Genomic DNA, 23,516 nt, shown 5'->3' on the forward strand with positions numbered 1-23,516 from the left:
GAATTTCCCGGCTTGACTGGTAACGACGCGGCACATGATATCCGCCGGCTGATTCCGCGATTCGACCACTTGAAGTGGAAGATGGCGGCGGCCGGCATAGTCATTGGTCTGGTTTCAGGATTGCTGGTTGTCGTATACCGTCTCGGCATCGAATACGGCACGGATGCGTCCCGTTGGATATATGCGCGGATTCGCGAGACCCCGTGGCTGATTGCGCCGTGGGCGGTTGCCGCGGTGGCGGCCGCGCTGGCGATCGCGTGGATGGTCGGCAAGGAGCCGATGGCTGGTGGCAGCGGCATCCCGCAGACCAACGGCGTGGTGATATGCGGCTTGAAGATGCGTTGGCAGACGATTCTGCCAGTCCGTTTCGTCGGTGGACTGTTGGGCGCGTTGTTTGGTCTGTCGCTCGGTCGTGAGGGGCCGTCCATTCAGATTGGTGCGTCGGGGGCGCAGTGTGTATCCCACCGTTTGCGCGGCCGCCGCCGTGAGGACATGCAGGAGCATTATCTGGTCACCGCCGGTGCCGCGGCCGGCTTGTCCGCCGCGTTCAGCGCGCCGCTGTCCGGCATGATGTTCGCTTTGGAAGGGGTGCATCGGAGTTTTTCCCCTGCGATTCTGATGGGCGCCACCGCCGCATCGCTGACCGCCGATTTCGTCTCAAAATACTGTTTCGGTCTGCGTCCGGTTTTGGATTTCGGTGATATCGGTCAGCTGTCGTTGGAAGAGTATGTGTGGCTGATTCCGTTGGGATTGGTGGCCGGTTTGGTTGGTTCGCTGATGAACCGCTCGTTGCTTGGCTTCCAGACGCTGTACGGCAAACTGCCGGCATGGAGCCGCCCGATGATTGCGATTGCGATCGCGTTGCCTGTCGGCATCTGGTTGCCCGATGTGCTCGGCGGCGGCTCGAATCTGATTGATGCCGCCGAACATGCGCGCGTCGGCTTGGGAATGCTGTGTCTGCTGTTCGTGGCGAAGATGCTGTTCACATCCACGAGTTTCGGCTCAGGCGCGCCTGGCGGTATTTTCATGCCGATTCTTGCGGTCGGTTCGCTGGCCGGCGGCATCTGCGGTGAAGTGTTACATCGATTCGGTGATCTGCCATCCGACGCAGTGGCGGTGTTTGCGGTGTGCGTGATGACGGGCACGCTCGCCGCGTCCGTGAAAACGCCGATCACGTCGATTCTGTTGGCTGTGGAGATGTCTGGAACGTTGACGCACATGCTGCCGGTCGCGGCCGTCGCTTTCGTCGCGCTGTTGGTGTCCGATTTGCTGCGCACCAAACCGATCTATGGGGAGTTGCTGGAGCGGTACATGCGCGCGCAAGGCATGCAGATGGCGATCGCAAGCCATGTGGGCAGCGGCATTATGGAACTGCCATTGGAAATGGGGGCGATTGCGGACGGCAAGCGGGTGCGTGACGTGCGTTGGCCGTCTGGGTGTCTGATCATCGGCCTGCGTCGCGGCGAAAGCGAGATCGTGCCGCGCGGTGATACACGGCTGCGTGCCGGCGACTATCTGGTGGTGCTGTTCAGTGGCGAGGAGGAGCGCGAGGTGCGACCTGCGATGCGGCGGCTGTGTGATGCCCGGCTTGACTGAGCCTGGCTGAATTCGGCTGGACTCTGGATGTACGAATCTGCGGAATCGGACATCCAGGGTGCATACGTTGGCGCTCCGTGTAAACTCATATGCGTTAGGAAGGCAGCAATCGCGGCCCAGCTCGTTGTTGCATGGCCTATGGGCGGGAACAACGCTGTCCGCGGAAGGCCAGTACAGGGGGAGCGCAATGGAATCGCAAGAACAATCGCCGGGAGACGTGGTGACTGCGGGTGAGGACTCGCATCCTATCACGCAGGCAATCGACGCTGTTGAGGTGACGCATGCTGGTGCAACCGCGCCCGCCGCTAACACCATGGATCCGCCTACGATTCCCCTGGCACCGATGAAACGTATGCAGGCGCGGTTCAATCCGCTCGCCGACGGACTGATGTATGTTGTGGTGTTTGTCGGTGGATTTGTTGGAGTCGGCTGTCGGCATGCGTTGGATATGCTTCTGCCGTCGGTTAGCGGGACGCCGTTCGTTGTGGGCACGTTTGTGTCGAATATGGTCGCCTGCTTCCTGTTCGCGATGCTGACCGAATTCATGGCGACCGCTTCGTGGCTGCGTCGCCGGGTGCGGCAGGTTGTCAGCCGTGGTGTTGGGCTCGGCTTGCTCGGCGGGCTTTCGACGATGTCCGGCGTGATGCTGGAAACGATGGAAGGTCTGCACGATCGGCATATCGCCAGTGCGCTTGGCTATCTTGCGGGAAATTTTGCAGGCGGTTTGCTCACTGCCGCCGCCGGCGTGGTTCTGATGCAGGCACTGCTGTCACGGAGTACTCGAAAGCGGGTTCGGGGTGCGTTTTCAGCTGTTTCCGTGTCCGATTCTGCCGAATCGGACACGCAGGGCGTACGCCATGTGAAAGTGGCCGACGTGGCGCGTTCTGCCGCGCAGGCCGCAATGGAAGCCGCGCAGGCGGCGCAGCAGGCCGCGCAGACGGCCCAGCAGATTGCACAGACGGGACAGGTTCCGCGAGTCGAAACGCCAACCGTGCCGCCGACTGCCATCCAGCCTATGCAGACAGGCCACGTTCCGCAGATTCCCCCGCTGGTCGTTCCTCAGCTGGCACAGTCATCGCAGCCGTTGCTGCGCGAGCCGGATACTCCAGACTTGGGGCAGCTGCCCGAGCCGATTCAGCAGTCGCAGCCGATCCAGCAGCCGGCCAACCCGCTTCCACCCAGCTTCGAGCCCAAACCGATCACTGCGGAGATTTCGCTTGTCGCCGACCTGGCTACCGGGGAGGTGCGCTGATGATGTGGATGATCTGTCTGTTCGGCGGTCTGGGCGCCATGGCCCGTTACGTGCTCGACGTGTCAATTCAACAAGGCTGGAACCGCGAGAATCGAAGAACGAACCGCAACTTCCCGCTATCCACGCTCGTCATCAACGGCGTCGCCTCGCTATGCGCAGGCATCGCCATGATGTCCTACTATTCGCAATCGGTGGATATGGACACGGTCATGATGTTCGTTGTCGGATTTCTCGGTGGTTTCTCGACATTCTCCACGGCGCTCAACGAAGTGGTTTCGTTGATTCGCCAGCGTCGTTTTACGCTGGCTCTGGGCTATGGAATAGCAACCGTCGCGGTGCCTCTCATTTGCGTGGCCACCGGTTTCGGCATTGCGCTGCTTGCCAATCCGGCGTAATTTTCACGTTACACGGACGGTCGCTGAGTAACGTGAAAGAAATCTGAGCGCAACTGCCATCAAGGCCGCCAGTCCGGATGCAACGCTGGTGATTGCATTCGACCAGACCAAGCCGCTGCTGAAGGCCTTCGCCTCCGCAGGAGTCGACACTAAGAAGCTGTATTTCGTTGCCGGACTGTCGAACAGGTTCGAGAGAATGTAAATGAATGTAATATTAGCGGTAAGCACGTGAGAATACAGCGATAGAACAGTGATGACGGGGAAGGTGCGATGATGGTCGGCATGCGCGATGTGGCGAAGAAGGCCGGGGTGTCTCTGAGCACCGTCTCGTTGGTGGTGAACGGCAACGGGTACGTGTCTGATGACATGCGTGAACGTGTGCGCAAAGCCATGCAACTGCTCAATTATGTGCCGAACGAGCTTGCCCGCAATCTGTATCATAATCGTACGAATCTGGTCGGCGTCATCGTGCCCACCATCCGCCACCCGTTCTTTGCAACGTTTACCGCACATCTGCAGCATGCGCTCGCCGCGCAAGGATTACGCACTATGTTGTGCTCTACCGCAGATGAGGCGGACGGCGAAATCCAGTATGTCGACATGTTGCGTCGGCACATGATGGACGGCATCGTCATGTGTGCGCACACTTCGCATCCCGGCGATTATTGGACGTCGATTCATCGCCCGATCGTCGCGTTCGACCGTGTGCTTGGAGACGGTATTTCGTCGATTGGATCCGACCACGAGCAGGGTGGGCGATTGATTGCGCAGATGCTGATCCGCAATGGTGCCAAACATGTGGTGATGATTGGTGGTCCGCGAGATCAATTCTTCGATTTGGCTGCGCGCGGAGAAGTCGAGGAAGGACCGTTCGATTTGGGAAAGACCACGTTCCCGACGGTGCGCTATTGCCTCACGTTGGAACAGGAATTGACCTCCGCAGGCGTGAAATACGAGTACGTTGAAGCTGGCGAAGTGATGGATTTTGCCGGCTATCATCGTGCGGTCAGCAATGCGCTCGACAAGGTGACGACCGACGGCGTCGATGCCGTGGTCAGTTCCGATATTGGCGCGTCGTTCTGCGTGCGCGAAGCGTTGATCCGCGGAATTTCCATTCCTGACGAGCTGCAGATCGTTGCCTACGATGGTACGTATTTGACTGATTTGGCCGGCATGAAGCTGACCGCGGTCGCGCAGGATTTCTCGGCGATCGCACAGTCGACGGCCGACCATATCGTGCAGGCTATTGCCAATGAGGAAGTGGCCGCGGCTAACGCTTCACGCAGGGACATCCCCAAGCCGTTCGAGCCGAACGTGCTTATTCCCATGACGCTGGTGCCAGGCGATACCACGCGTTGATGCTGCGCGTCTTCATGCGTGTGCCCGGTGTGGATCTCATCGATTTCAGCGGCGTCCGCAACCAGCGGACGCCCGTCGATGGTCGTGCTCATCATCCGACTTGTGCCCATGTGTCCGATTCTGCCGAATCGGACGTCTGAGTTCCGAAAAAAGTGTTCTGTGTGTCCGATTCCGGAGAATCGGTCATGTGTGATGTGTGAGATGTTTGGATGTCCGATTTTGCAGAAACGGACACATTGGGGTCGGACAGGCTGGGTTGTGTAGAACACCGCATCAAACCGGTTCGACACGCGCATTTTGCGGCATTACTGGACATCAACGTCCCTTTCGAGGTAATATCAAACCGGTTCGATACGTATAAGTATGTAAAAGCACGCATACACTGCGTACACATTGCACCTGCATCCATGAACCAAGGGAGGTCCCATGAAAAACAAAGTGCAGCTCATCGCTTACGCCGATCGTCTCGGCGATGGTACTCTTAGCTCGATGACCGACATCCTGCGCACCCGCTTCGACGGCGTGTATGACGGCGTCCATGTCCTGCCGTTCTTCACTCCGTTCGATGGTGCGGACGCTGGCTTCGACCCGATCGACCACACCAAGGTCGACCCGCGCCTCGGATCGTGGGACGACGTCGCTGAACTTTCCAAGACCCACGGCATCATGGTCGATGCCATCGTCAACCACATGAGCTGGGAATCCGCCCAATTCCAAGACGTGCTGAAGAACGGCGAGCACTCCGAGTATTACCCGATGTTCCTGACCATGAGTTCCGTTTTCCCGAACGGCGCCACCGAAGAGGATCTCGCCGGCATCTACCGCCCGCGCCCGGGCCTGCCGTTCACCCACTACAAGTTCGCCGGCAAGACCCGTCTGGTATGGGTCAGCTTCACCCCACAGCAGGTGGACATCGACACTGACTCCGCCAAGGGCTGGGAGTACCTGATGTCCATCTTTGATCAGATGGCAGCCAGCCATGTGCGCTACATCCGTCTCGACGCCGTGGGCTACGGCGCCAAGGAGGCCGGCACCAGCTGCTTCATGACCCCCAAGACCTTTAAGCTCATCTCACGCCTACGCGAGGAAGGCGTCAAGCGAGGCCTCGAAATTCTCATTGAGGTGCATAGCTACTACAAGAAGCAGGTTGAAATCGCCTCCAAGGTGGACCGCGTCTACGACTTCGCCCTGCCTCCGCTGCTCCTGCACTCGCTGTTCACCGGTCACGTGGAACCCGTGGTCCACTGGACCGAAATCCGCCCGAACAACGCCGTCACCGTGCTCGATACGCACGACGGCATCGGCGTGATCGACATCGGCTCCGATCAGCTCGACCGCAGCCTCAAGGGCCTCGTGCCCGACGAGGACGTCGATAATCTGGTCAACACCATCCACGCCAACACCCACGGCGAATCCCAGGCCGCCACCGGTGCCGCCGCCAGCAACCTCGACCTCTATCAGGTCAACAGCACGTACTACTCCGCGCTCGGCTGCAACGACCAGCACTATCTGGCCGCCCGCGCGGTCCAGTTCTTCCTGCCCGGAGTGCCGCAGGTCTACTACGTGGGCGCGCTCGCCGGTCGCAACGACATGGAACTGCTGCGCAAGACCAACAACGGCCGTGACATCAATCGCCATTACTACTCCACCGCCGAAATCGACGAAAACCTCGAGCGCCCGGTGGTGAAGGCCCTGAACGCCCTGGCCAAGTTCCGCAACGAACTGCCTGCATTCAATGGCGAGTTCAGCTACGAAGCCGACGGCGACACATCCATCACCTTCCGCTGGATCGCTGCCGACGGCAAGACCAAGGCCGCCCTCATCTTCGAGCCCGGCCGCGGACTCGGCACGGATAACACCACTCCGGTCGCCAGCCTCGCCTGGACCGATGCCGCCGGTGACCACGAGACTGATGATCTGCTGAGCAACCCGCCGATTGCCGATATCGACTAACCGTTGGCCCATAAACGCCACTCCGCTGTGCGCGCTCCAAGTAGTGCGTCCGGCGTAAGCTGGGTCCATGGAAAACAAACCGCCCGCAGTGCACTGAAGCTAGTGCGCTCGGGCGGTTTTGCATGTGACGGGGTTGCGGGTCATGCTCAGCCGGAGCTGGCCGGTACCTCCCGCCGGTGATGAGAGCAAAGAAAGAGCAGCAACATGTTGGAACCGTACGTGCGCCCGGGTATTGACGACCGCCCGGATCTCGACAAGGCATTGAGTCCCGAAGACAAGGATGCCGTGGCCCGACTGGCCATCAAAGATCGTCGGCGTCCTCCCGAGGCATCCGCCGATCAGCCCGAGGCCCAGGCCGTGCGTCTGGCGGCCGCCGGTTCGTCGGCTGCTGCCGCTGCCGCGGCCGGCGTGGATGCCCCTGCGCCTGATCTGTCGTCTGCATATCTCGATATGCGCGATCCGATGGTCGCCGCCAATGGTCAGCGACCCACCGCTGTTCAGATTTCCCGTCTTAATTGGGGCTTTTTCGTGGCTTCGATTCTGGTCGGCGCGCCTTGGGCGGCGTTGAACACCATCGCCATGCCCAACGCCGTGGCGCGTTTGTTCGACTACGACACCGCTTCTGCCATATCGGTCACCATCAATCCGTCCACCGGCCGTCCGCTGCCCGTCGCCACTGACTTGGTGGTGCCTCTGGCCGTGCTGGTGGTCGTTGGCGTGGTGGCCTCCATGTTCGCGATGCCCTTGGTCTCCGCGCTGTCCGACCGCACACGTATTCCTCTGGGCCGCCGTACCCCGTGGATGGTGGCGGGTGGCGTGCTGTGCGCGCTGATCACGCTGGTTCTGGGGCAGAACACAGGCCTCGTAGTGCTGTGTTTCTTCTGGGCGCTCATGCAGTTTGCCTATGCGATGATTTCCGTGCCGTTGGCCAGCGCCATCAGCGAACGGGTTCCGGACAAATTCCGTCCGCGCATTGAGCGCTGGCACGGTATCGGCGTGATGCTTGGCCAAGCGCTTGGTGTATGCATGGGTGCGCTCGGCGTGATGTTCGACTCCTTCACGCCGTTTGCCTACACCGCCGTGCTGTTTGCGGTTTCCGGCATCCTGACCGTGATCATGCTGCCCAAGGAGCCTTCCAGCCAGGAGCAGCCACATCAACGATTCGAGTCGAGCCAGGTGTTTGACCAGCTGCGTCCGCCGGCACATGCGCCTGCATTCGCCCGTGTGTTCGCCGCTCGCGTGTGCATGATGACGGGCGTTGGACTGACCGGGGTCTTTCTGTGGTATCTCGTGCGCTTTTGGGTGTATGGCAAGGCTGTGGTGTTCACTTCCGCGCCATTGACCATTCCCGCGGGCCTCCTCATCGCCGGCATGGCCGCGGCAACGCTCATCGGTGCTGCGCTCGCGTCCTGGGCCGCTGGGCCGATCTCCGAGAAGATCGAGGAACGGAACATCGCCACCACTGCAGTGGTGGCGGCATCCTGCCTGCTGTATGCCATCGGCGTGGCGGTGGCATGGGGGCTCGGCGTCTGGTCCACCGGCACGGCACGCGAAAACGGCATGCTGCTCTTCGCGCTGATCTCCGGATTCGCCTTCGGCGTCTACGATGCGTTAGGCCTTGAACTGGTAATGAATGCCCTACCCGATCCGCGCAACGCCGGTCATGATCTTGGCATCTATGCACTGGCCAATTCGGTCGGACTGGCGCTCGCCGCCATTATCGGAGCCGTGCTGGTCAGCGCATTTGCGAGCAGCTTCGGCTACTACCTGCTGTTCCCCTCCGCCATCGTCATGGTGTTCCTCGCCGGAATCATCACGCTCTCTTCCAAGGCAGAGTAACAGCGCGATAAACCGGTTCGAGTACACTGGTCGTCAGTAATCCAGCTAGTACTCACGGGGGAGCAAACCATGGTCGGTATGCGCGACGTAGCCAAAACGGCAGGAGTGTCGCTCAGCACCGTTTCGCTGGTGGTCAATAACACCGGCTATGTCTCGGACGATATGCGCGCCAAAGTCGAGGCCGCGATGCGCCAGCTCAACTATATTCCCAACGAGCTGGCCCGCAATCTGTACCGCAATCGCACCAACACCATCGGTGTGATTATGCCGACTATCGCCCACCCGTTCTTCGCCACGCTCACTGCGCATCTGCAGCGTGAGTTCGCCGCGCGCGACCTCAAAACCCTATTGTGTTCCATCGCTGATGCAGACAAAGGCGAGGGTGAATATGTCGACATGCTGCAGCGGCACATGATGGACGGCATCGTCATGGCGGCCCACACCGAGCATCCGGGCGGCTACTGGACATCCATTCATCGTCCGATTGTTGCTTTTGATCGCACGTTGGGCGAGGGTGTTCCGGCCGTTCGATCCGATCATGAACAGGGCGGCCGGCTGATTGCCCGTCAGCTCATCGATTCCGGAGCGCGTCATGTGGTGCTCGTCGGTGGTCCGCGCTCCCAGTTCGCGGAAGCCACCACGTTCCCCACGATTCGCTATCATCTCACCGTTGAACGGATGCTGGCTGATGCCGGCATTGCCTGCGATTACGTGGAAGCCGGCATTGTGGCCGATATTTGCGCACACGAGGCCACCGCCCGTGCCATCTTTGAGAGATATTCCGATGTCGATGCCATCGTCGGATCGGACCTGGTGGCATCCGTGGCGTTGCAGGAGGCGCTGCGCCGAGGAATTTCAGTTCCCCGCGATCTGCAGATCATCGCCTACGACGGCACCTTCATGGCCGAGACCGCCGGCATGCGCCTGACCGCGGTGCGGCAGGATTTCCCCGCCGTCGCCGCCGCCCTCGCCTCCCGCATGGACTCCCAAATCGCCGCCGATAACGGAACCACGAGTGCCGCTGCAGCTGAGGGCGGGAATGCAGTTGCGGCCAATGGCGGCCAGTCTACTTCCGAAGACATCATCTCCGTAACCCTCATCCCCGGAGAGACTACCCGGTAGCTGTATCGTGGCTTTTTCCCCATCCTCCCGATGAGAGGAGCTGTCTCACCACGACGGAAGCCGTGACGTTCTCCATCGTGGCTTCCTCTCCGAGGGGGAGCTGTCGCCGTAGGCGACTGAGGGGAGTTCGGCAGAACTACTTGGTAACCGATTTGCGGTGCAATCTTGTCAGTATTTGGCGGGTTAACTTCGCTGGGGAAGCGGCCGGCGAAGCCAAACTGCCAGTTACTGGTGGTTTTGCTCCGCTGGCGCGTTGTTAGCGGTGCTTCTTTACCAGCTCTTGGCGGGATAGCTCCGCTGAGGAGCTGTCAGCGGTGCAAAACTTCCAGTTATTGGTAGTCTGGCCTCATTGAGTATTAGTAAGCGGTGTAGAGCTGCCAGCTACTGGTGGTTTTGCCCCGCTGAGGGGTTGTGGATGGTGCGGAGCCCCCATGTACTGGTGGTTTTGCCCCGCTGAGGGGTTGTGGATGGTGCGGAGCCCCCATGTACTGGTGGTTTTGCCCCGCTGAGGAGCTGTCAGTGGCACGAAGTTTCCAGTTACTGGTGGTTTTGCGTCGTTGAGGGGTGCTGAGCAACGCTTTTATGCCAATTGCTGGCGATTTTGCGCCGCACAGGGCATACATGCCGTCCACAATGTGAACCCTTGCTGGATTAGTGAGATGACCGAACCTATGTTTACATTCCAGTTCGGGTCGAACGGCCCGAGAAGATACCGAAAGGAGGCCACGCGATGACTGGATTCAATGTTTCTGCGTCTGTATCCGCACGAATTATTAGCCCGTCTTCGCTGGCGGACTAATTCGGCACTGATGCTTGAAGCCCCGTCAACGAAGGCAGGGCCAATCAAGCTGACACAATCGGCACGGCCCTGCATGATGCGGGGCTTTTTTTGTTGCGCTCACAAGGCTTACGGCAAAATCCCGCAGACGGAAACGGTAGCGACGGTACTCGGCAACAACAGCAACAGAACAGCAAACCTCCCGCAGGCGTCAATCACCTGCCGATGAGAGTGAACAGAGAACACACAGGAGTTACCAATGACTGCAACAGTCGAAGAGACTGGCCTGGGACAGGCGGCAAGTAAGGCCACTGCCATGGTTCGCGATTCGGTCAAGACCGTGATCGCTGCATCGATGGTTGGAACCGCCATCGAATTCTACGATTTCTACGCCTACGGCACTGCCGCGGCAAACTACTTCCCGCACATCTTCTTCTCCGACAAGGCCAACCCGACCGTCGCCCTGCTGATGAGCTTGCTGACCTTCGCCATCGCCTTCATTGCCCGCCCATTGGGCTCGCTGGTGTTCGGTCACTTCGGTGACCGTATGGGCCGCAAGACTACGCTGGTCGTCAGCCTCATGACCATGGGTGTCGGCACGTTCCTCATCGGCTGCCTGCCCACCTATGACCAGGTCGGCGTCGCAGCAGTCGCCATCCTCTGCCTGCTGCGCTTCATCCAGGGCATCGGCCTGGGCGGCGAATGGTCCGGTGCGGCACTGGTCGCCACCGAGAACGCGCCTGAAGACAAGCGCGCGCTGTACGGCTCCTTCCCGGAGCTTGGCGCACCGATCGGCTTCTTCCTGTCCAACGGCACCTACTTCGTGCTCGAGTCCTTCAATGACCAGAGCGCGATGCTGGCGTGGGGCTGGCGCGTGCCGTTCCTGCTGTCCGCCATCCTCGTGATTGTCGGCCTCGTGGTCCGCGTTCACATGGAGGAGACCCCGATCTTCCGTATGGCCCAGGAGCAGAAGAAGGTCGTCAAGTCCCCGCTGACCGAGGTTTTCCGCAAGTCCTGGCGTCAGGTGCTGCAGGCCACCTTCCTCGTGGCCGTGACCTACACGCTGTTCTACACGCTCGCCACTTGGTCCCTTGCTTGGGGCACCAAGGACACCGCGAACGGCGGCGGCAGCCTCGGCTTCACCAACCAGGAATACCTGCTCATGCTCATGATCTCCATCTGCGTGTTCGCCCTGTTCATCGTGCTGTCCTGCCTGTACGCGGACAAGCTCGGCCGTCGTCGCGTGCTGACCTTCTCCTCCTGCGCACTCGTGGTGTTCGCCGTGCTGTTCCCGTTCCTGCTGGACGGACAGGTCGTCGGCCAGCACAACTTCTTCGCCAACATGGTGTTCCTGTGCGTCGGCTTCGCCCTGATGGGTATCGCCTTCGGCCCGATCGGCGCCTTCCTGCCTGAGCTGTTCGACGCCAACGTGCGCTACTCCGGCTCCGGCATCGGCTACAACCTGGCCGCCATCGTCGGCGCGGCCTTCGTGCCGACCATCGCCACCTGGCTCGCCCACAACTGGGGCGTCCACTCCGTGGGCCTCTACCTCGCTGTGATGGCCGTGTGCTGCTTGGTCTCCGTGCTCACCTGCAAGGAGACCAAGGACGTTGACTTTACTAAGTAAAGTCAACGGCTGGTTTCCTACCCCTCACTCAGCTATCGCTTCGTTCGGGCGTCGCCTACAGACAGCCTAGTGGGCTGTTCGTAGGCGAAGGTGAGCCGAGAGGCGAGCAGACAGGCCGCGGACGGTAGTCCGTCCATAATTGCGGCCGAGCTGTTGCGGAGTGACTGAGGGGAGTTCATCCCCCCCCCCATAACTGAATATCGCCAAGTTCACAACGTGAAAAATCTCAATTCCACGAAGTGAACCCCTGCGAGGCTTTTCCGGTGCAACAGGACTAAACCTGCATATCGGAAAAGCCCACAAGGAAAGCCACAACAGAATATCGCTCAGCGAAACCCCGCAGAGCACAAGAAAATTTCAACCCCATAAATAAACAAATAAAAGGAGCGCCGAAAATGGCAGCAACTATCTGGTACGAGAAGGACGCCGATCTGTCCGTGTTCGATGGCAAGAAGGTGGCCATCCTGGGCTACGGTTCTCAGGGTCATGCCCACGCGCTGAACCTGCGTGACTCCGGTGTCGACGTGGTTGTCGGCCTGCGTCCGTCCTCCAAGTCCGTCGAGTTCGCCAAGGAGCAGGGCCTTGAGGTCAAGCCGGTTGGCGAGGCTGTCGCTGAGGCTGACGTTGTTATGATCCTTCTGCCTGACCAGTACCAGGCCAAGGTCTACGAGGAAGAAGTTGAGCCGAACCTGAAGCCGGGCGCTGCTCTGGCCTTCGCTCACGGCTTCAACATCCACTACGGCTACATCAAGCCGTCTGAGGATCACCCGGTCTTCATGGTCGCTCCGAAGGGCCCGGGCCACATCGTTCGTCGTGAGTACGCCGCTGGCCGTGGCGTTCCGGTCGTCGTCGCTGTTGAGCAGGACCCGGACGGCAAGACCTGGCCGCTGTGCCTGGCTTACGCCAAGGCTCTGGGCGCTCTGCGTGCAGGCGCCATCAAGACCACCTTCACTGAGGAGACCGAGACTGATCTGTTCGGTGAGCAGGACGTCCTCATGGGCGGCATCAACCACCTGTGCGACCTCGGCTTCGACGTGCTGACCGAGGCTGGCTACCAGCCGGAGATCGCCTACTTCGAGGTCTTCCACGAGCTGAAGATGCTGGTCGACCTGGCTAACGAGGGTGGCCTGAACAAGGCTCGTTGGTCCTGCTCTGACACCGCTCAGTACGGCGACTACACCTCCACCGTCATCACCGACGAGACCAAGAAGCGCATGCAGTACCAGCTCAAGCGCATTCAGGACGGCTCCTTCGCCAAGGAGTTCATGGACGACCAGGCTGCTGGCGCCCCGAAGTTCAAGAAGCTGCAGGAAGAGTTCTCTCACCCGCACCTTGAGACTGTTGGCCCGAAGCTGCGCGCTATGTTCTCCTGGAACAACGCCGAGGCCAAGGACAAGGATGAGGCTGAGTCCTTCAACGGCAAGATCGCTCGTACCCAGGTTCAGTGATTGCCGCCCCTGAAGGGGATTTAAGCTAGCAAACCGCCGTCCCCGCCCATACGGGAGCGGCGGTTTTGTGTTGTTGCGCGCAGCGAATCATTCTCAATAACAACTATGCGCTGATTTCTTGCAGGCAAACGAACACCGAATATGCAAGATCGTTGATATCTCAGCCTTTCCCCATATGTGCGATTGTGCGATTCTGTTCAAAAGGGTGCAGAGTTGTTATCGAGAATCGTTCTCTGCATACGGCTGTCCATACTCCAATAGTGACCTAGCTCACGTTGTGGACTCCAGCGGGGCTGCGACGGCGTTCTCGGTAGGATTGATTTCGGTTTGAAGGACACAATCCTCGCAACACAGGACTTATCTGCACACCGTAGATACCCCGGCGCCCAGCGGCGCCACACCCCACTACTGAAAAGGAGTGCCAATAATGGCAGCACAAATCTGGTATGAGAACGACGGCGATCTTTCCGTCCTCGAAGGCAAGAAAGTCGCAATCATCGGCTACGGCTCCCAGGGCCACGCCCACGCGCTGAACCTGCGCGATTCCAGTGTCGACGTGGTTGTCGGCCTGCGTCCGACCTCCAAGTCGGTTGATTTCGCCAAGGAGCAGGGCCTCGAGGTCAAGTCCGTGGCCGAGGCTTCCGCCGAAGCCGACGTGATTATGATTCTGGCCCCCGACCAGTACCAGCGCACCATCTGGGCCAACGACATCGAGCCCAACATCAAGCCGGGTGCCGCTGTCGCCTTCGCTCACGGCTTCAACATTCACTACGGCTACATCAAGCCCACCGAGGATCACCCGGTGTTCATGGTTGCCCCGAAGGGCCCGGGCCACATCGTTCGTCGTGAGTACGCTGCTGGCCGTGGCGTCCCGGTCGTCGTGGCCGTCGAGCAGGACCCGCGCGGTGACGGCTGGGCCCTGACCCTCGCCTACGCCAAGGCCCTCGGTGCTCTGCGCGCCGGTGCCATTAAGACCACCTTCAAGGAAGAGACCGAGACCGATCTCTTCGGTGAGCAGAACGTGCTCATGGGTGGCGTGAACAAACTCGTCGAGATGGGCTTCGAGGTCCTCACCGACGCCGGCTACCAGCCGGAGATTGCCTACTTCGAGGTCTGCCACGAGCTCAAGATGCTCGTTGACCTGATGAACGAAGGTGGTCTGAACAAGGCTCGTTGGTCCTGCTCGGACACCGCCCAGTACGGCGACTACACCAACACCGTCATCAACGAGGATTGCCGCAAGCGCATGGAATACCACCTGCAGCGCATCCAGGACGGCTCCTTCGCCAAGGAGTTCATCGATGACCAGGATGCCGGCGCCCCGCACTTCAAGGAACTGCAGGAGAAGTACTCCAACGAGCGTATCGAGACCGTCGGCCCGAAGCTGCGCGCCATGTTCTCCTGGAACAAGGACGGCGTCAAGGACGCCGACGAGGCCAACTCCTTCACCGGCAAGATCGCCCGCGCCCAGGTACAGTGATTCTTCCTTGGCTCCCCTCGGGTGAGATGCGAACGGACAGCGAGCCGGCAATCGCAGCCTTCATGCTGTCCGTGTTTGCAGGACGCTGGCGCGTAAGCGCCTGAGGGGGAGTCCCCCCAGTGCATACCAAAAGGCCGCCGCTCCGATTCATTCGGAACGGCGGCCTTTCGCTTATTCCAAGGGATCTACTTGATAACCCACGCAGAAGTGTCGGTGGGGAGCTGGCCGTCGGGGGTCAGCGGGCCGGACGTCAGCACGACGGAGCCTCCAGGCAGCTCCACCGGCTCGGTGCCGAAGTTGGTGATCGAGGTGAACGTGCGGCCACCAACCGCCGCGCGGGTGTAGGCCACCACGTCCGGCCCCATATCCACCTGCTCAGCGGTGGTGTCACGCGTGGCGGTCAGCGACTCCTGACGAATCGCCAACGCCGCATGATACAGCGCGAGCATTGAATCCGGGTCGGCCTGCTCCACGTCCACCGCGTAATCCTTGAACCACAACGGCTGCGGCAGGTGCGGGTCGGCGGCCGGCGTCACGCCCTCAGCGCGCGTAGCCGGCGAGAAGCCGAAGGAAGCGCCCGTGCCGAACTGGCCGGCGGCGCACAGCGGCACGTGGTTCTCGCCGGTGCCGTCATCGGCCGGGATCGGGCGGCTGAAATCAGCCAAGGTCGGTTCGTTTGCAGCGGTCCACGGAATCGGCACGCGGCAGCCGTCTCGGCCCTTGTCCATCGTGGCCTGAGCGGTGTGGAAAGCGGTCGGATCTTCCAGTCGATCCCACGGAATATCGGCCACTTCAAACAGGCCCAGCTCCTCGCCCTGATAGATATAGGCGGCGCCGGGCAGGCCGAGCTCCATCAAAGCGGCGGCGCGGGCGCGGCGGGTGCCAAGCTCGCGATCCTCGGGATACGTGGTGCCGTTGCGCAGCAGCCAGTCGTGCGGCAGCTGGTGGTAAGGCGCGCCCTTGACCTGCGGTAGACCATAGCGGGAGGGGCTGCGCGGCACGTCATGGTTGTTCATCACCCACGTGGTGGTGGAACCGCCGGTTTCGGCAGCGGCCTTGAGACCCGCGGCGATGGCTGCGCGGAACTCATCGGCATACCAGCTGGCCTGCGCAAAGTCGAAGTTGAAGGACTGCCCCAGCTCATCCATCGAGGCATACAGGTGCTGGTGCTCGGGTACCACCCACGCCTCGGCCACGGCAAAGCGCGGCGGGTCGTACTCGTTGAACACCTTGCGCCATTCGCGGTAGATGTCGTGCACTTCGCGGCGGTCGAACAGCGGATGGCTGAAGTCGTGATTCAGCACGCCGACCACGCTGTATTCGCGGCCGAGCTCCTCCAGCGGCTTGGATTCAAGGTCTTTGGCCAGACCGTGCGCCACGTCGATGCGGAAGCCGTCGGTGCCGTGGTCGGACCAGAAGCGCAGGGTTTTCTTGAATTCCTCGTGGATGTCCGGGTTCTTCCAGTTGACGTCCGGTTGCGCCTTGTCGAACAGGTGCAGATACCACTGGCCGTCGGCCACGCGAGCCCAGGCCGGGCCGCCGAAGAAGGACTGCCAGTCGTTGGGCGGCAGTTCGCCGTGCTCGCCGCGGCCGTCGCGGAAGATGTAGCGGTCGCGCGCCGGGGAGCCGGGCTCGGCGGCGAGGGCTTCCTTGAAGAACACGTGCTTGTCGGCGGTGTGATTGGGCACGATGTCCACGATCACCTTGATGCCGGCCTCATGCGCGGCTTTGGCCATGGCGTCGAAGTCGTCCATGGTGCCCAGTCGCGGGTCGACGTTGCGGTAGTCGATCACGTCGTAGCCGCCGTCCGCCAGATCGGAGGGGTAGAACGGGGAGAGCCAGATGGCGTCCACGCCGAGGTTTTTCAGGTAGTCCATTTTCTCGGTAACGCCGGCGATGTCGCCGATGCCGTCGCCGTTAACGTCCTTGAAGCTGCGCGGGTAAATCTGGTAAACGACGGCCTGCTTCCACCAGTCGTCATTGAGGTTGTTGGCGGTCATGCCGATTCCTTTCTGTGCGTGCGTGATTGTGTGGCTCACGTGGTGTGTTGCGCCCGATTGCTGTGGGTTAGTGGTTATTGGGTTCAGCAGGACTCGAACTGCAACGGTGAACCCATGCTTGCTTATCACATTGATGACAACGGTATCATGCAAATGATTTATGTGAAAGTACAAGCATCGGCGTTTCGTGGTGGTAACGTGGTCACGCTCACCTTAGTCCACACAGAAAAGACATTGAGGGCAGAGGTGGGACGCGGTGCACCGTGCCCAATCACCCCTGCGCGGGCACGGGCGCGGCAGGAGGCGCAGTGGTCTCACGCAGCACGAGCGGCGCGTCGGGCTGAATGAACGCCGGTTCAATCGGCTCGCCCGCAATGGCCTCCAACGCCATGCGCCCAGCGTCGGCACCCATGGCAAACGGATCCTGATGCATGGTGGTTAGCCCCACGGCCTGAGACATTTCAACGTCGTCAAATCCCACAATCGAAATATCCTGCGGCACGCGTTTGCCGTACTGGCGCAGGCGATACAGCACCGGCAGCGCCAGCTCATCGTCCTCAAAACAGAATGCAGTGGTGCCGGCCGGGGCGGTCAGTACCGCGTTCAGAGCCGCGCTGGTCTCCGTTGCGCCGCGGGGCACCTGAAGGTTGGTCACGGTGAGCTCCGGGTGCGCGGCCTGCGCGTCCAGCACGCCCTGCAGTCGCGATTCGGCGCTATATCGCATATTGGTTTCGGCGGGAGTGCCGCCAACGAATGCGATGCCCCGATGCCCCAGCGCGATGAGGTGTTCGACGGCCGCGCGGGTGGCGGTACGATCATCAATGCTTACGCCGGAGTCGAACCCGTCCGTGGAAGGGATGTTAATGCCGATGATCGGCACATGCATATGCTTGAGGCGCTCCACCTCGGCCGGCTCGATGTTGAACGAGCTGACGATTACCGCATCTGCATTGCGGCGCACGGGCAGGTCCGCAAAGAAATCGTGACGCTCTTCGGCGTTGCGCATGGGGTAGGCCACGGTGTCATAGCCAGCAGGGCGCAGCACCGAGTCGAGCCCTGCAAAGATGTTCGCATTGAACCAGGTGGTGATGGTCTCGCTGGCCAGCAGTGCGATGCGGAACGACTGGCCGGACTTCAGCGCGGCGGCCGATCGGGAGATGGAATAATCGAGCTTTTCGGCGGCGGCCATTACTTTGTCACGAGTTTCAGGGAGTACCAGGTCGGGCTTGGCGAAGGTTCGGGACACCGTGGATACGGAGACGCCGGCTTCCTTTGCCACCGCTTGAATGCTTGCTTTTGCCATAGTCTTTATCCTCTGCTGCTGTGCGGATGCGTGTTGCCTTGTTCTTGTGTATGTTGCGCTGCGCCGTCGGTGTGTGCGTTTCGATTGTCATTGCTATGACAACGGTATCATGCCCGGTGGCGGTAATGCCGTCGATTGCTCGGCAGCGGGAATCTGCTTCGCGCTGCGTGACGTGTCGAAAGCGGCGGTGAGGAAATTCGCCGACATGGGGTGTGTTGTACATATTGACATCGTTTGCATAATAGCATGGGACAATTCGCTGTTGATTCCCGATGGCGGGGTCCTGGCCTCTGCCGTTCCCCTTTGAATAGATGGTAATGCATATGCATGCAATACGTAGATCCCCCCGTATGGGGGGTAAATGTTTTCGACACGCCGGCGTATAGTGTCAACATATTCAACGCATTTCCCCTTTTGCTATGCGGGAAGAGAACCCATACCCCCTTAATTAGAGGGCATGCGGGTTGAAATAATGACAACCTTTGTAGTATGATGTTGTGCACACGAGAGAAGTGATGCACGTCGAAGTCGACCAGTGGTAAGTGGTTGTTTGGAGTCGACTTCGGGGAGGCCAAAAGCCAACGTGTGCAAAACCGATTTCGCTAATGAAGTGGGCATATTCCGCAAAGCTGCGTGCTCGCTCCACGACCCGTGAGCATAACGAGCGCGCTGTAGCGATACGCCGATATCGACGCGTTAGACGACGGTTCGCCGGAGACGAGGAAAGCATGATGATAGCGAGAAGTTTCGGGGGGGGGGGGCGAAATTCAAGGCTGCCGCCGCTGCCCTGCTTGCCGCTGCCGTGCTGGTGACGTCAACTGGCTCACTCGCATTTTCCAATAACAAACTTGCCTATGCCGCCGATCTGAGCGACGGCGCATTATGCACTCCGACCAGCCAGTCGATGGGCACTGAAGCAAATCCCGCAACTGAGAGGGATTCCGGCGTTGCCACTTGGGTTGGCGGCGATATGTATGTCGGTAAGAAGTCCGACAACCTGACCAATGCTGACGGTCCTGATGCTTCATATTCCGCAGAAGCCGAAGGCTTGACTGTGGTCAACGGCAAGCTCATGCTGCATCCTCAGAAGAATTCGTGGAACGGCCAGGGCTTTCGTTTCGGCGTTGCCGGCTTCGGTACGCAGTATCGTCCCGCCGAAGGCAGCACCGCATTGGTAGTTGGCGGCAATACCGGAACCGTAATGGATAGTGCCACTTCCACCGCTGCTGTGAAAGCGTGGAATAAGCCTGGTTTTATTGATGGACATTCGCACGTCGGCTCACTCTCCGGTAGCCAGTCGGATGTATGGGACAGGGGCGGCACGTCGTCGATTGGCAGCTATAACGGTGCTTCCGTCAACTGGCAGAAGGACAAGTCCGGGAATACTCAGAACCAAGACGCCGGCAATCTGACCAAAGTTTCAGTCAAGGCTACCGATGGCGGTGCCGCCACTGACAAAGATTTTTCGAAGGATACGTTCTATCAAGGGTATGTGGTCGACGATATCGTTAGCCCGCTGGCCAAGCAAAATAAAACCGGTACAGTGAGTTCAAGCATCTCCACGTTGTCTGAGCTCCCTCGCCATAAGTACAACTATTACAAGGAAGGCACCAACGCCGCTAGCGGCATATCTTACACTTTCAAATACGACTACACCACCAAGTACGGTACCGGCCGCGGCATTGCTCCCACAACGTCGTACACCAATCGCGAAAAGCTCATCACGTTCACCGGCACGAACAATGCCAGCATGGAGGTATTCAATCTCGATGCCAGCATGCTCAGCGACACCGATGAGAATGGCACCCTCTACCGTGGCGTAGGTTTCGCCTTTACGAACATCGCCGACACTGCATCTGTCGTAATCAATGTGACCGGCAACGCCAGTAATATCTCGTTCCACAACGGTTGGCAGTTCTGGTGGAACGGTGCGGAAATCTCCGATGGCTACTCCAACTACAACAACACCGACGAGTTGAAGAAGAAGTCGGCTGCATACGACAAAGCCTCCCAGAAGATTCTATGGAACTTCAGCAATACCGATAACCTCACCATCTACGGTGGCGTGGCCAATGAGGACGGTACGAACACCAATGCCGATAAAATTACCCAGGATGATGCCGCCGCCGCGATGATGGGCAGCATTATCGTCAGGGGCAACTTCGAATCGCATGTTTCCACCAACGGCCGTGTGTACACGGGTGGCGACTTCTCCATGTACAACCCGTACAAGGCATGGACGTTCAATCAAGCCGGTGCGAACGATGGTGATTCCGCCTCTGTGCTCGACATGGATCAGGAGCGTCACAACTTCCCGTGGAACGGTTCGTACACCGAGTCCTGTTCCGCTATCGCGTGGCAGAAGGCCGATGAAAGCGGCACCCTGCTCGGTGGCACGACGTGGGCTGTGTACGGTAAGTACGATGATGCCGCAAGCGGAAAGAACGCACTGCTTACCGTGCAGGATAACGCGTTCTACGACAAGGACTCTGCCGATGGCCGGTTCACTGTGGAAGGTCTGAAGCCCAACGCAACCTACTACATCAAGGAAGTCTCCGCCGGCAACGATTACCAGCTGAATACGAACGTCTATTACGTAGCGACTGGGGACTCATCGGCAACGCCGGTCAATGTCACGCAATCGGTGACAAAGACGGACGGTGCTTATACGTACGGCAGCGCCGACATGACCGATGGCAAGATCGTCAACAAAAAGAACGGCCATGAGGTTTCTTGGTCGAAGGTCGATGCCGACACTAACAAGGAGCTTGCTGGCTCTGAGTGGCAGATTCAGCAGGTGAAAGATGGCGCGGCCACTAAGAGCTGGAACGTCACAGACAACACCAGCAAAGCAACCGGCGTAACGGTCAATCCGACCTCAGCCACGTTGGATTCTACCAATGGGTGGAAGACCGATTTGACCGCAGCCGTCGATCCGAAGGATGCCTTGCAAGAGGTTGCATGGACGTTCACCGATAAAGATGGCAATGCTGTCGATTCGTCCACTGTTGCGGTATTGACCCGTACGGGTAATCTGAAAACCACCGTCACCGGTATCAGCAGCATTGATACCACTGTGTATGTGAAGGCATGCTCGGTCTCCAATCCTGAGGTGTGCAGCGCCCTGGTCACCATCAAGGTGAAAGCTATGAGCGTCAAGGATTTCACCGTCAAGGATTCCTCGAACCGGACTGTTGAGAACAATTCCACCATCACCGCTGCTGCAGTGGATAGCACGCTGACGTTCACCGCTTCCTCCACTCCGGCTGTCCCGATTACTTGGGAGTCGAGCAACAAGAGCGTGGCAACGGTTACTTCCAGCGGCGAGAACGGTCAGAAAGCAACCGTGACGATGACGGGATTCGGCTCTGCGGTCATCACCGCGAAGGCCGGCGACAAGAAGGTTTCGTTCACGGTCAAGGTGCCGTCTACCACGGTGTACTTCAAGAAGTCGTTGATGAATTGGTCGAAGTACTACGTGTACTACAACGCTGGCAACAATAACTGGAAGTTCGTGGAGATGAGCCAGAGCTGCGGTGATTATGTGTATGCCATATTGCCGAAGCAGTCGCCTGGTACGGAATTTTTGTTCCACGGTGACGATGAAAACACGAGCACCAACAAGTGGTACCAGGGGTCGAATAAGAGCGATTTCAAGTTCACGGGCAACGAAGTGCAAGTCGTGAACCTGTATAACGATTCACAGGTCTCCACCGCTCCGACCGGCTGCCCTGCATCTGCCGCAGCTGCTGCCCAGTCGAATGATGCGGCGGTGCTCAACGAGAACGCGACGCCCGCCGATGACCCGCAGCCCAGTGATGCTGACGGTGTTGCCGAAAACGCTATTGACGATGGTGCAAAGGCCATTTCCTGCACGGCAGCCGACGGCGAGAACGGTCGGCCCGGCGTGAAGTGCGATATGGACACCGCGGCCGGCAAATTCAAGGTCGGTGGTCTGGATGCCGGCACGTACTGGCTCCATGAGACCACGGCTCCGGACGGATACACGATCAATAAGACCTTGTACCAATTCACGATTGATGCCAATGGCAACGTCACGTGGAACGGCGGTTGGGCCAGCGGCGAGGCGACTGGCGCCATCGATGAAAAGCTGAAGCCCGGTGACAACAACGCAATCTCGGACACCCCTACCGAAGTGATCTGGAACAAGGTCGACACCAAGGGCGGCAAACTTGCCGGTTCCCAGTGGAAGATCGTTGGTCCAAGCCCTGCAACGGACGTGTACTGCGTGGCCGACAACGTGACGGTTGATGCCAATGGCGCCACCACGCCGGCAGGCATCGAGTTCACAGGCTGCACTGGCGAAAAGCTGTCCGATGCCGCGAACACCGCAGACGAGGCCGGCGTCATCACGGTCAGGGGGCTGCCGGTCGGCACGTACACGCTAACCGAGACTAAGGCTCCAGACGGCTACGTGGCAACAACCACGGTCTACACGCTTACCATCTCTGACACCGAAGCTTCCACCGTTGTGGCTCAGACCGCGACCGATAGGCCCACGACCCGTTCTGGCGGCAATCGCGAAGCTGCGGCCAATGTCCCCAACGCTTCGGCTCCGGTGAACATCCAAATCCCGGTAAAGAAGAGCGTGAAATACACGTCGTGGCCAAAGGACAGCAACGGCAACTACGTCAACTTCAACTTCAAGATTGAAGCGACCAAGTCGACTGTGGACGCGAACCCCGCCGCGCCGATGCCTGCCGAATGCAGTAGCAGCGACGCGACCAAGAATGACTGCACCATCTCCTTGGCTCCGAAGTCTGACGCTGATGATCTGTCCAACGTCATAGCCAAGTTCGGCAAGATGACGTTCACCGACGCGAACCTCGCGGCGGCAGCTGGCGACGCCAGCGACTACGCCAAGACCTACACCTACAAGATCACCGAGATTGTGCCAGATTCCGCCGACGCGGTGGAAAACCTGCGCTACTCGAAGGCGGAGTACCAAGTCGTAGTCACGCTCAAGCAAGCCAAGGATTCCAGCGGAAAGCTGTCCGGCTTGTCCGTCTCCGCCACGATGACACGCATCAAGGATGACTCCGGCAATGCCGAAGCTGGCGGCGGAAAGGTGATCGGCACATGGTCATCAACGTCCACCGGCAGCAGCGCCGGAACTGCCGTCGAAGCAACCTTCGTGAACACCAAGGTGCTCACCGGCCTGCCCACCACGGGCGCCGACTGGACCGGACGCCTAGTGCTTCTGGTCGGCGACGGATTCATACTTGCTGGCGTTCTCATCGCCGGCGGATATCAACTGGCCAAACGTCGACGGGAGGAGGACTCCGACTGATTTTTCTCCCTAGGCCACTCGATTGGCCGCCTACCAACACTCATAACTGAATA

Annotated in this window: 14 protein-coding genes; 12 read left to right on the top strand and 2 right to left on the bottom strand. The window is 59.7% G+C overall.

Annotation, left to right across the window (positions count from 1 at the left end; translation table 11 throughout):
- Window positions 1–12 precede the first annotated feature (12 nt).
- The 11 genes from BBBR_RS00430 to ilvC (BBBR_RS00475) all read left to right on the top strand — a co-directional run bounded on the left by BBBR_RS00430 (window position 13) and on the right by ilvC (BBBR_RS00475) (window position 14,849).
- Entirely contained in the window at window positions 13–1,596 is a 1,584-nt protein-coding gene (locus BBBR_RS00430; RefSeq protein ID WP_003827958.1) for a ClC family H(+)/Cl(-) exchange transporter, read from the top strand.
- A gap of 187 nt (window positions 1,597–1,783) precedes the next feature.
- On the top strand, window positions 1,784–2,848 hold the full coding sequence (locus BBBR_RS00435) for a fluoride efflux transporter FluC (protein ID WP_003827960.1): 1,065 nt from the start codon (window positions 1,784–1,786) through the stop codon (window positions 2,846–2,848).
- The gene (locus BBBR_RS10810; protein WP_003827961.1) at window positions 2,848–3,243 is read left to right on the top strand and encodes a fluoride efflux transporter FluC; all 396 of its coding nucleotides are present in this window, start codon (window positions 2,848–2,850) and stop codon (window positions 3,241–3,243) included. Before BBBR_RS00435 ends, BBBR_RS10810 begins: the two co-directional genes overlap by 1 nt.
- Window positions 3,244–3,516: 273 nt before the next feature.
- Window positions 3,517–4,602 (top strand): LacI family DNA-binding transcriptional regulator, encoded by a 1,086-nt coding sequence (locus BBBR_RS00445; protein WP_032738208.1) that lies wholly within the window; start codon window positions 3,517–3,519, stop codon window positions 4,600–4,602.
- Window positions 4,602–4,742, top strand: coding sequence for a hypothetical protein (locus tag BBBR_RS10580; protein ID WP_014483281.1), 141 nt, complete (start codon window positions 4,602–4,604; stop codon window positions 4,740–4,742). The genes BBBR_RS00445 and BBBR_RS10580 overlap by 1 nt, the downstream gene beginning before the upstream one ends.
- 286 nt (window positions 4,743–5,028) lie before the next feature.
- The gene (gene gtfA / locus BBBR_RS00450; protein ID WP_003827964.1) at window positions 5,029–6,555 is read left to right on the top strand and encodes a sucrose phosphorylase; all 1,527 of its coding nucleotides are present in this window, start codon (window positions 5,029–5,031) and stop codon (window positions 6,553–6,555) included.
- Between the two features lie 204 nt (window positions 6,556–6,759).
- Complete coding sequence (locus BBBR_RS00455; protein WP_003827965.1) at window positions 6,760–8,394, top strand: MFS transporter; 1,635 nt, start codon at window positions 6,760–6,762, stop codon at window positions 8,392–8,394.
- Between the two features lie 69 nt (window positions 8,395–8,463).
- On the top strand, window positions 8,464–9,516 hold the full coding sequence (locus BBBR_RS00460; RefSeq protein ID WP_003827966.1) for a LacI family DNA-binding transcriptional regulator: 1,053 nt from the start codon (window positions 8,464–8,466) through the stop codon (window positions 9,514–9,516).
- Between the two features lie 1,037 nt (window positions 9,517–10,553).
- Window positions 10,554–11,921: an MFS transporter gene (locus tag BBBR_RS00465; RefSeq protein ID WP_003827967.1), complete on the top strand. Its 1,368-nt coding sequence runs from the start codon at window positions 10,554–10,556 to the stop codon at window positions 11,919–11,921.
- A gap of 395 nt (window positions 11,922–12,316) precedes the next feature.
- Window positions 12,317–13,369, top strand: coding sequence for a ketol-acid reductoisomerase (gene ilvC / locus BBBR_RS00470; RefSeq protein ID WP_003827968.1), 1,053 nt, complete (start codon window positions 12,317–12,319; stop codon window positions 13,367–13,369).
- Between the two features lie 427 nt (window positions 13,370–13,796).
- A complete protein-coding gene (ilvC, locus tag BBBR_RS00475; RefSeq protein WP_003827970.1) occupies window positions 13,797–14,849 on the top strand; it encodes a ketol-acid reductoisomerase in 1,053 nt (350 codons plus the stop codon).
- Between the two features lie 185 nt (window positions 14,850–15,034).
- Here the strand turns inward: ilvC (BBBR_RS00475) and BBBR_RS00480 are convergent, their stop codons facing one another.
- Entirely contained in the window at window positions 15,035–16,849 is a 1,815-nt protein-coding gene (locus BBBR_RS00480; RefSeq protein ID WP_032738110.1) for a glycoside hydrolase family 13 protein, read from the bottom strand.
- A gap of 271 nt (window positions 16,850–17,120) precedes the next feature.
- Window positions 17,121–18,152, bottom strand: a complete 1,032-nt coding sequence (locus BBBR_RS00485) for a LacI family DNA-binding transcriptional regulator (RefSeq protein WP_003827972.1) — start codon at window positions 18,150–18,152, stop codon at window positions 17,121–17,123.
- Window positions 18,153–18,954: 802 nt separating this feature from the next.
- Between BBBR_RS00485 and BBBR_RS00490 the strand changes: the two genes are divergently transcribed.
- Window positions 18,955–23,463 (top strand): SpaA isopeptide-forming pilin-related protein, encoded by a 4,509-nt coding sequence (locus tag BBBR_RS00490; protein ID WP_226799781.1) that lies wholly within the window; start codon window positions 18,955–18,957, stop codon window positions 23,461–23,463.
- Window positions 23,464–23,516 lie beyond the last annotated feature (53 nt).

The organism is Bifidobacterium breve DSM 20213 = JCM 1192, assembly GCF_001025175.1.
Lineage (GTDB): Bacteria > Actinomycetota > Actinomycetes > Actinomycetales > Bifidobacteriaceae > Bifidobacterium > Bifidobacterium breve.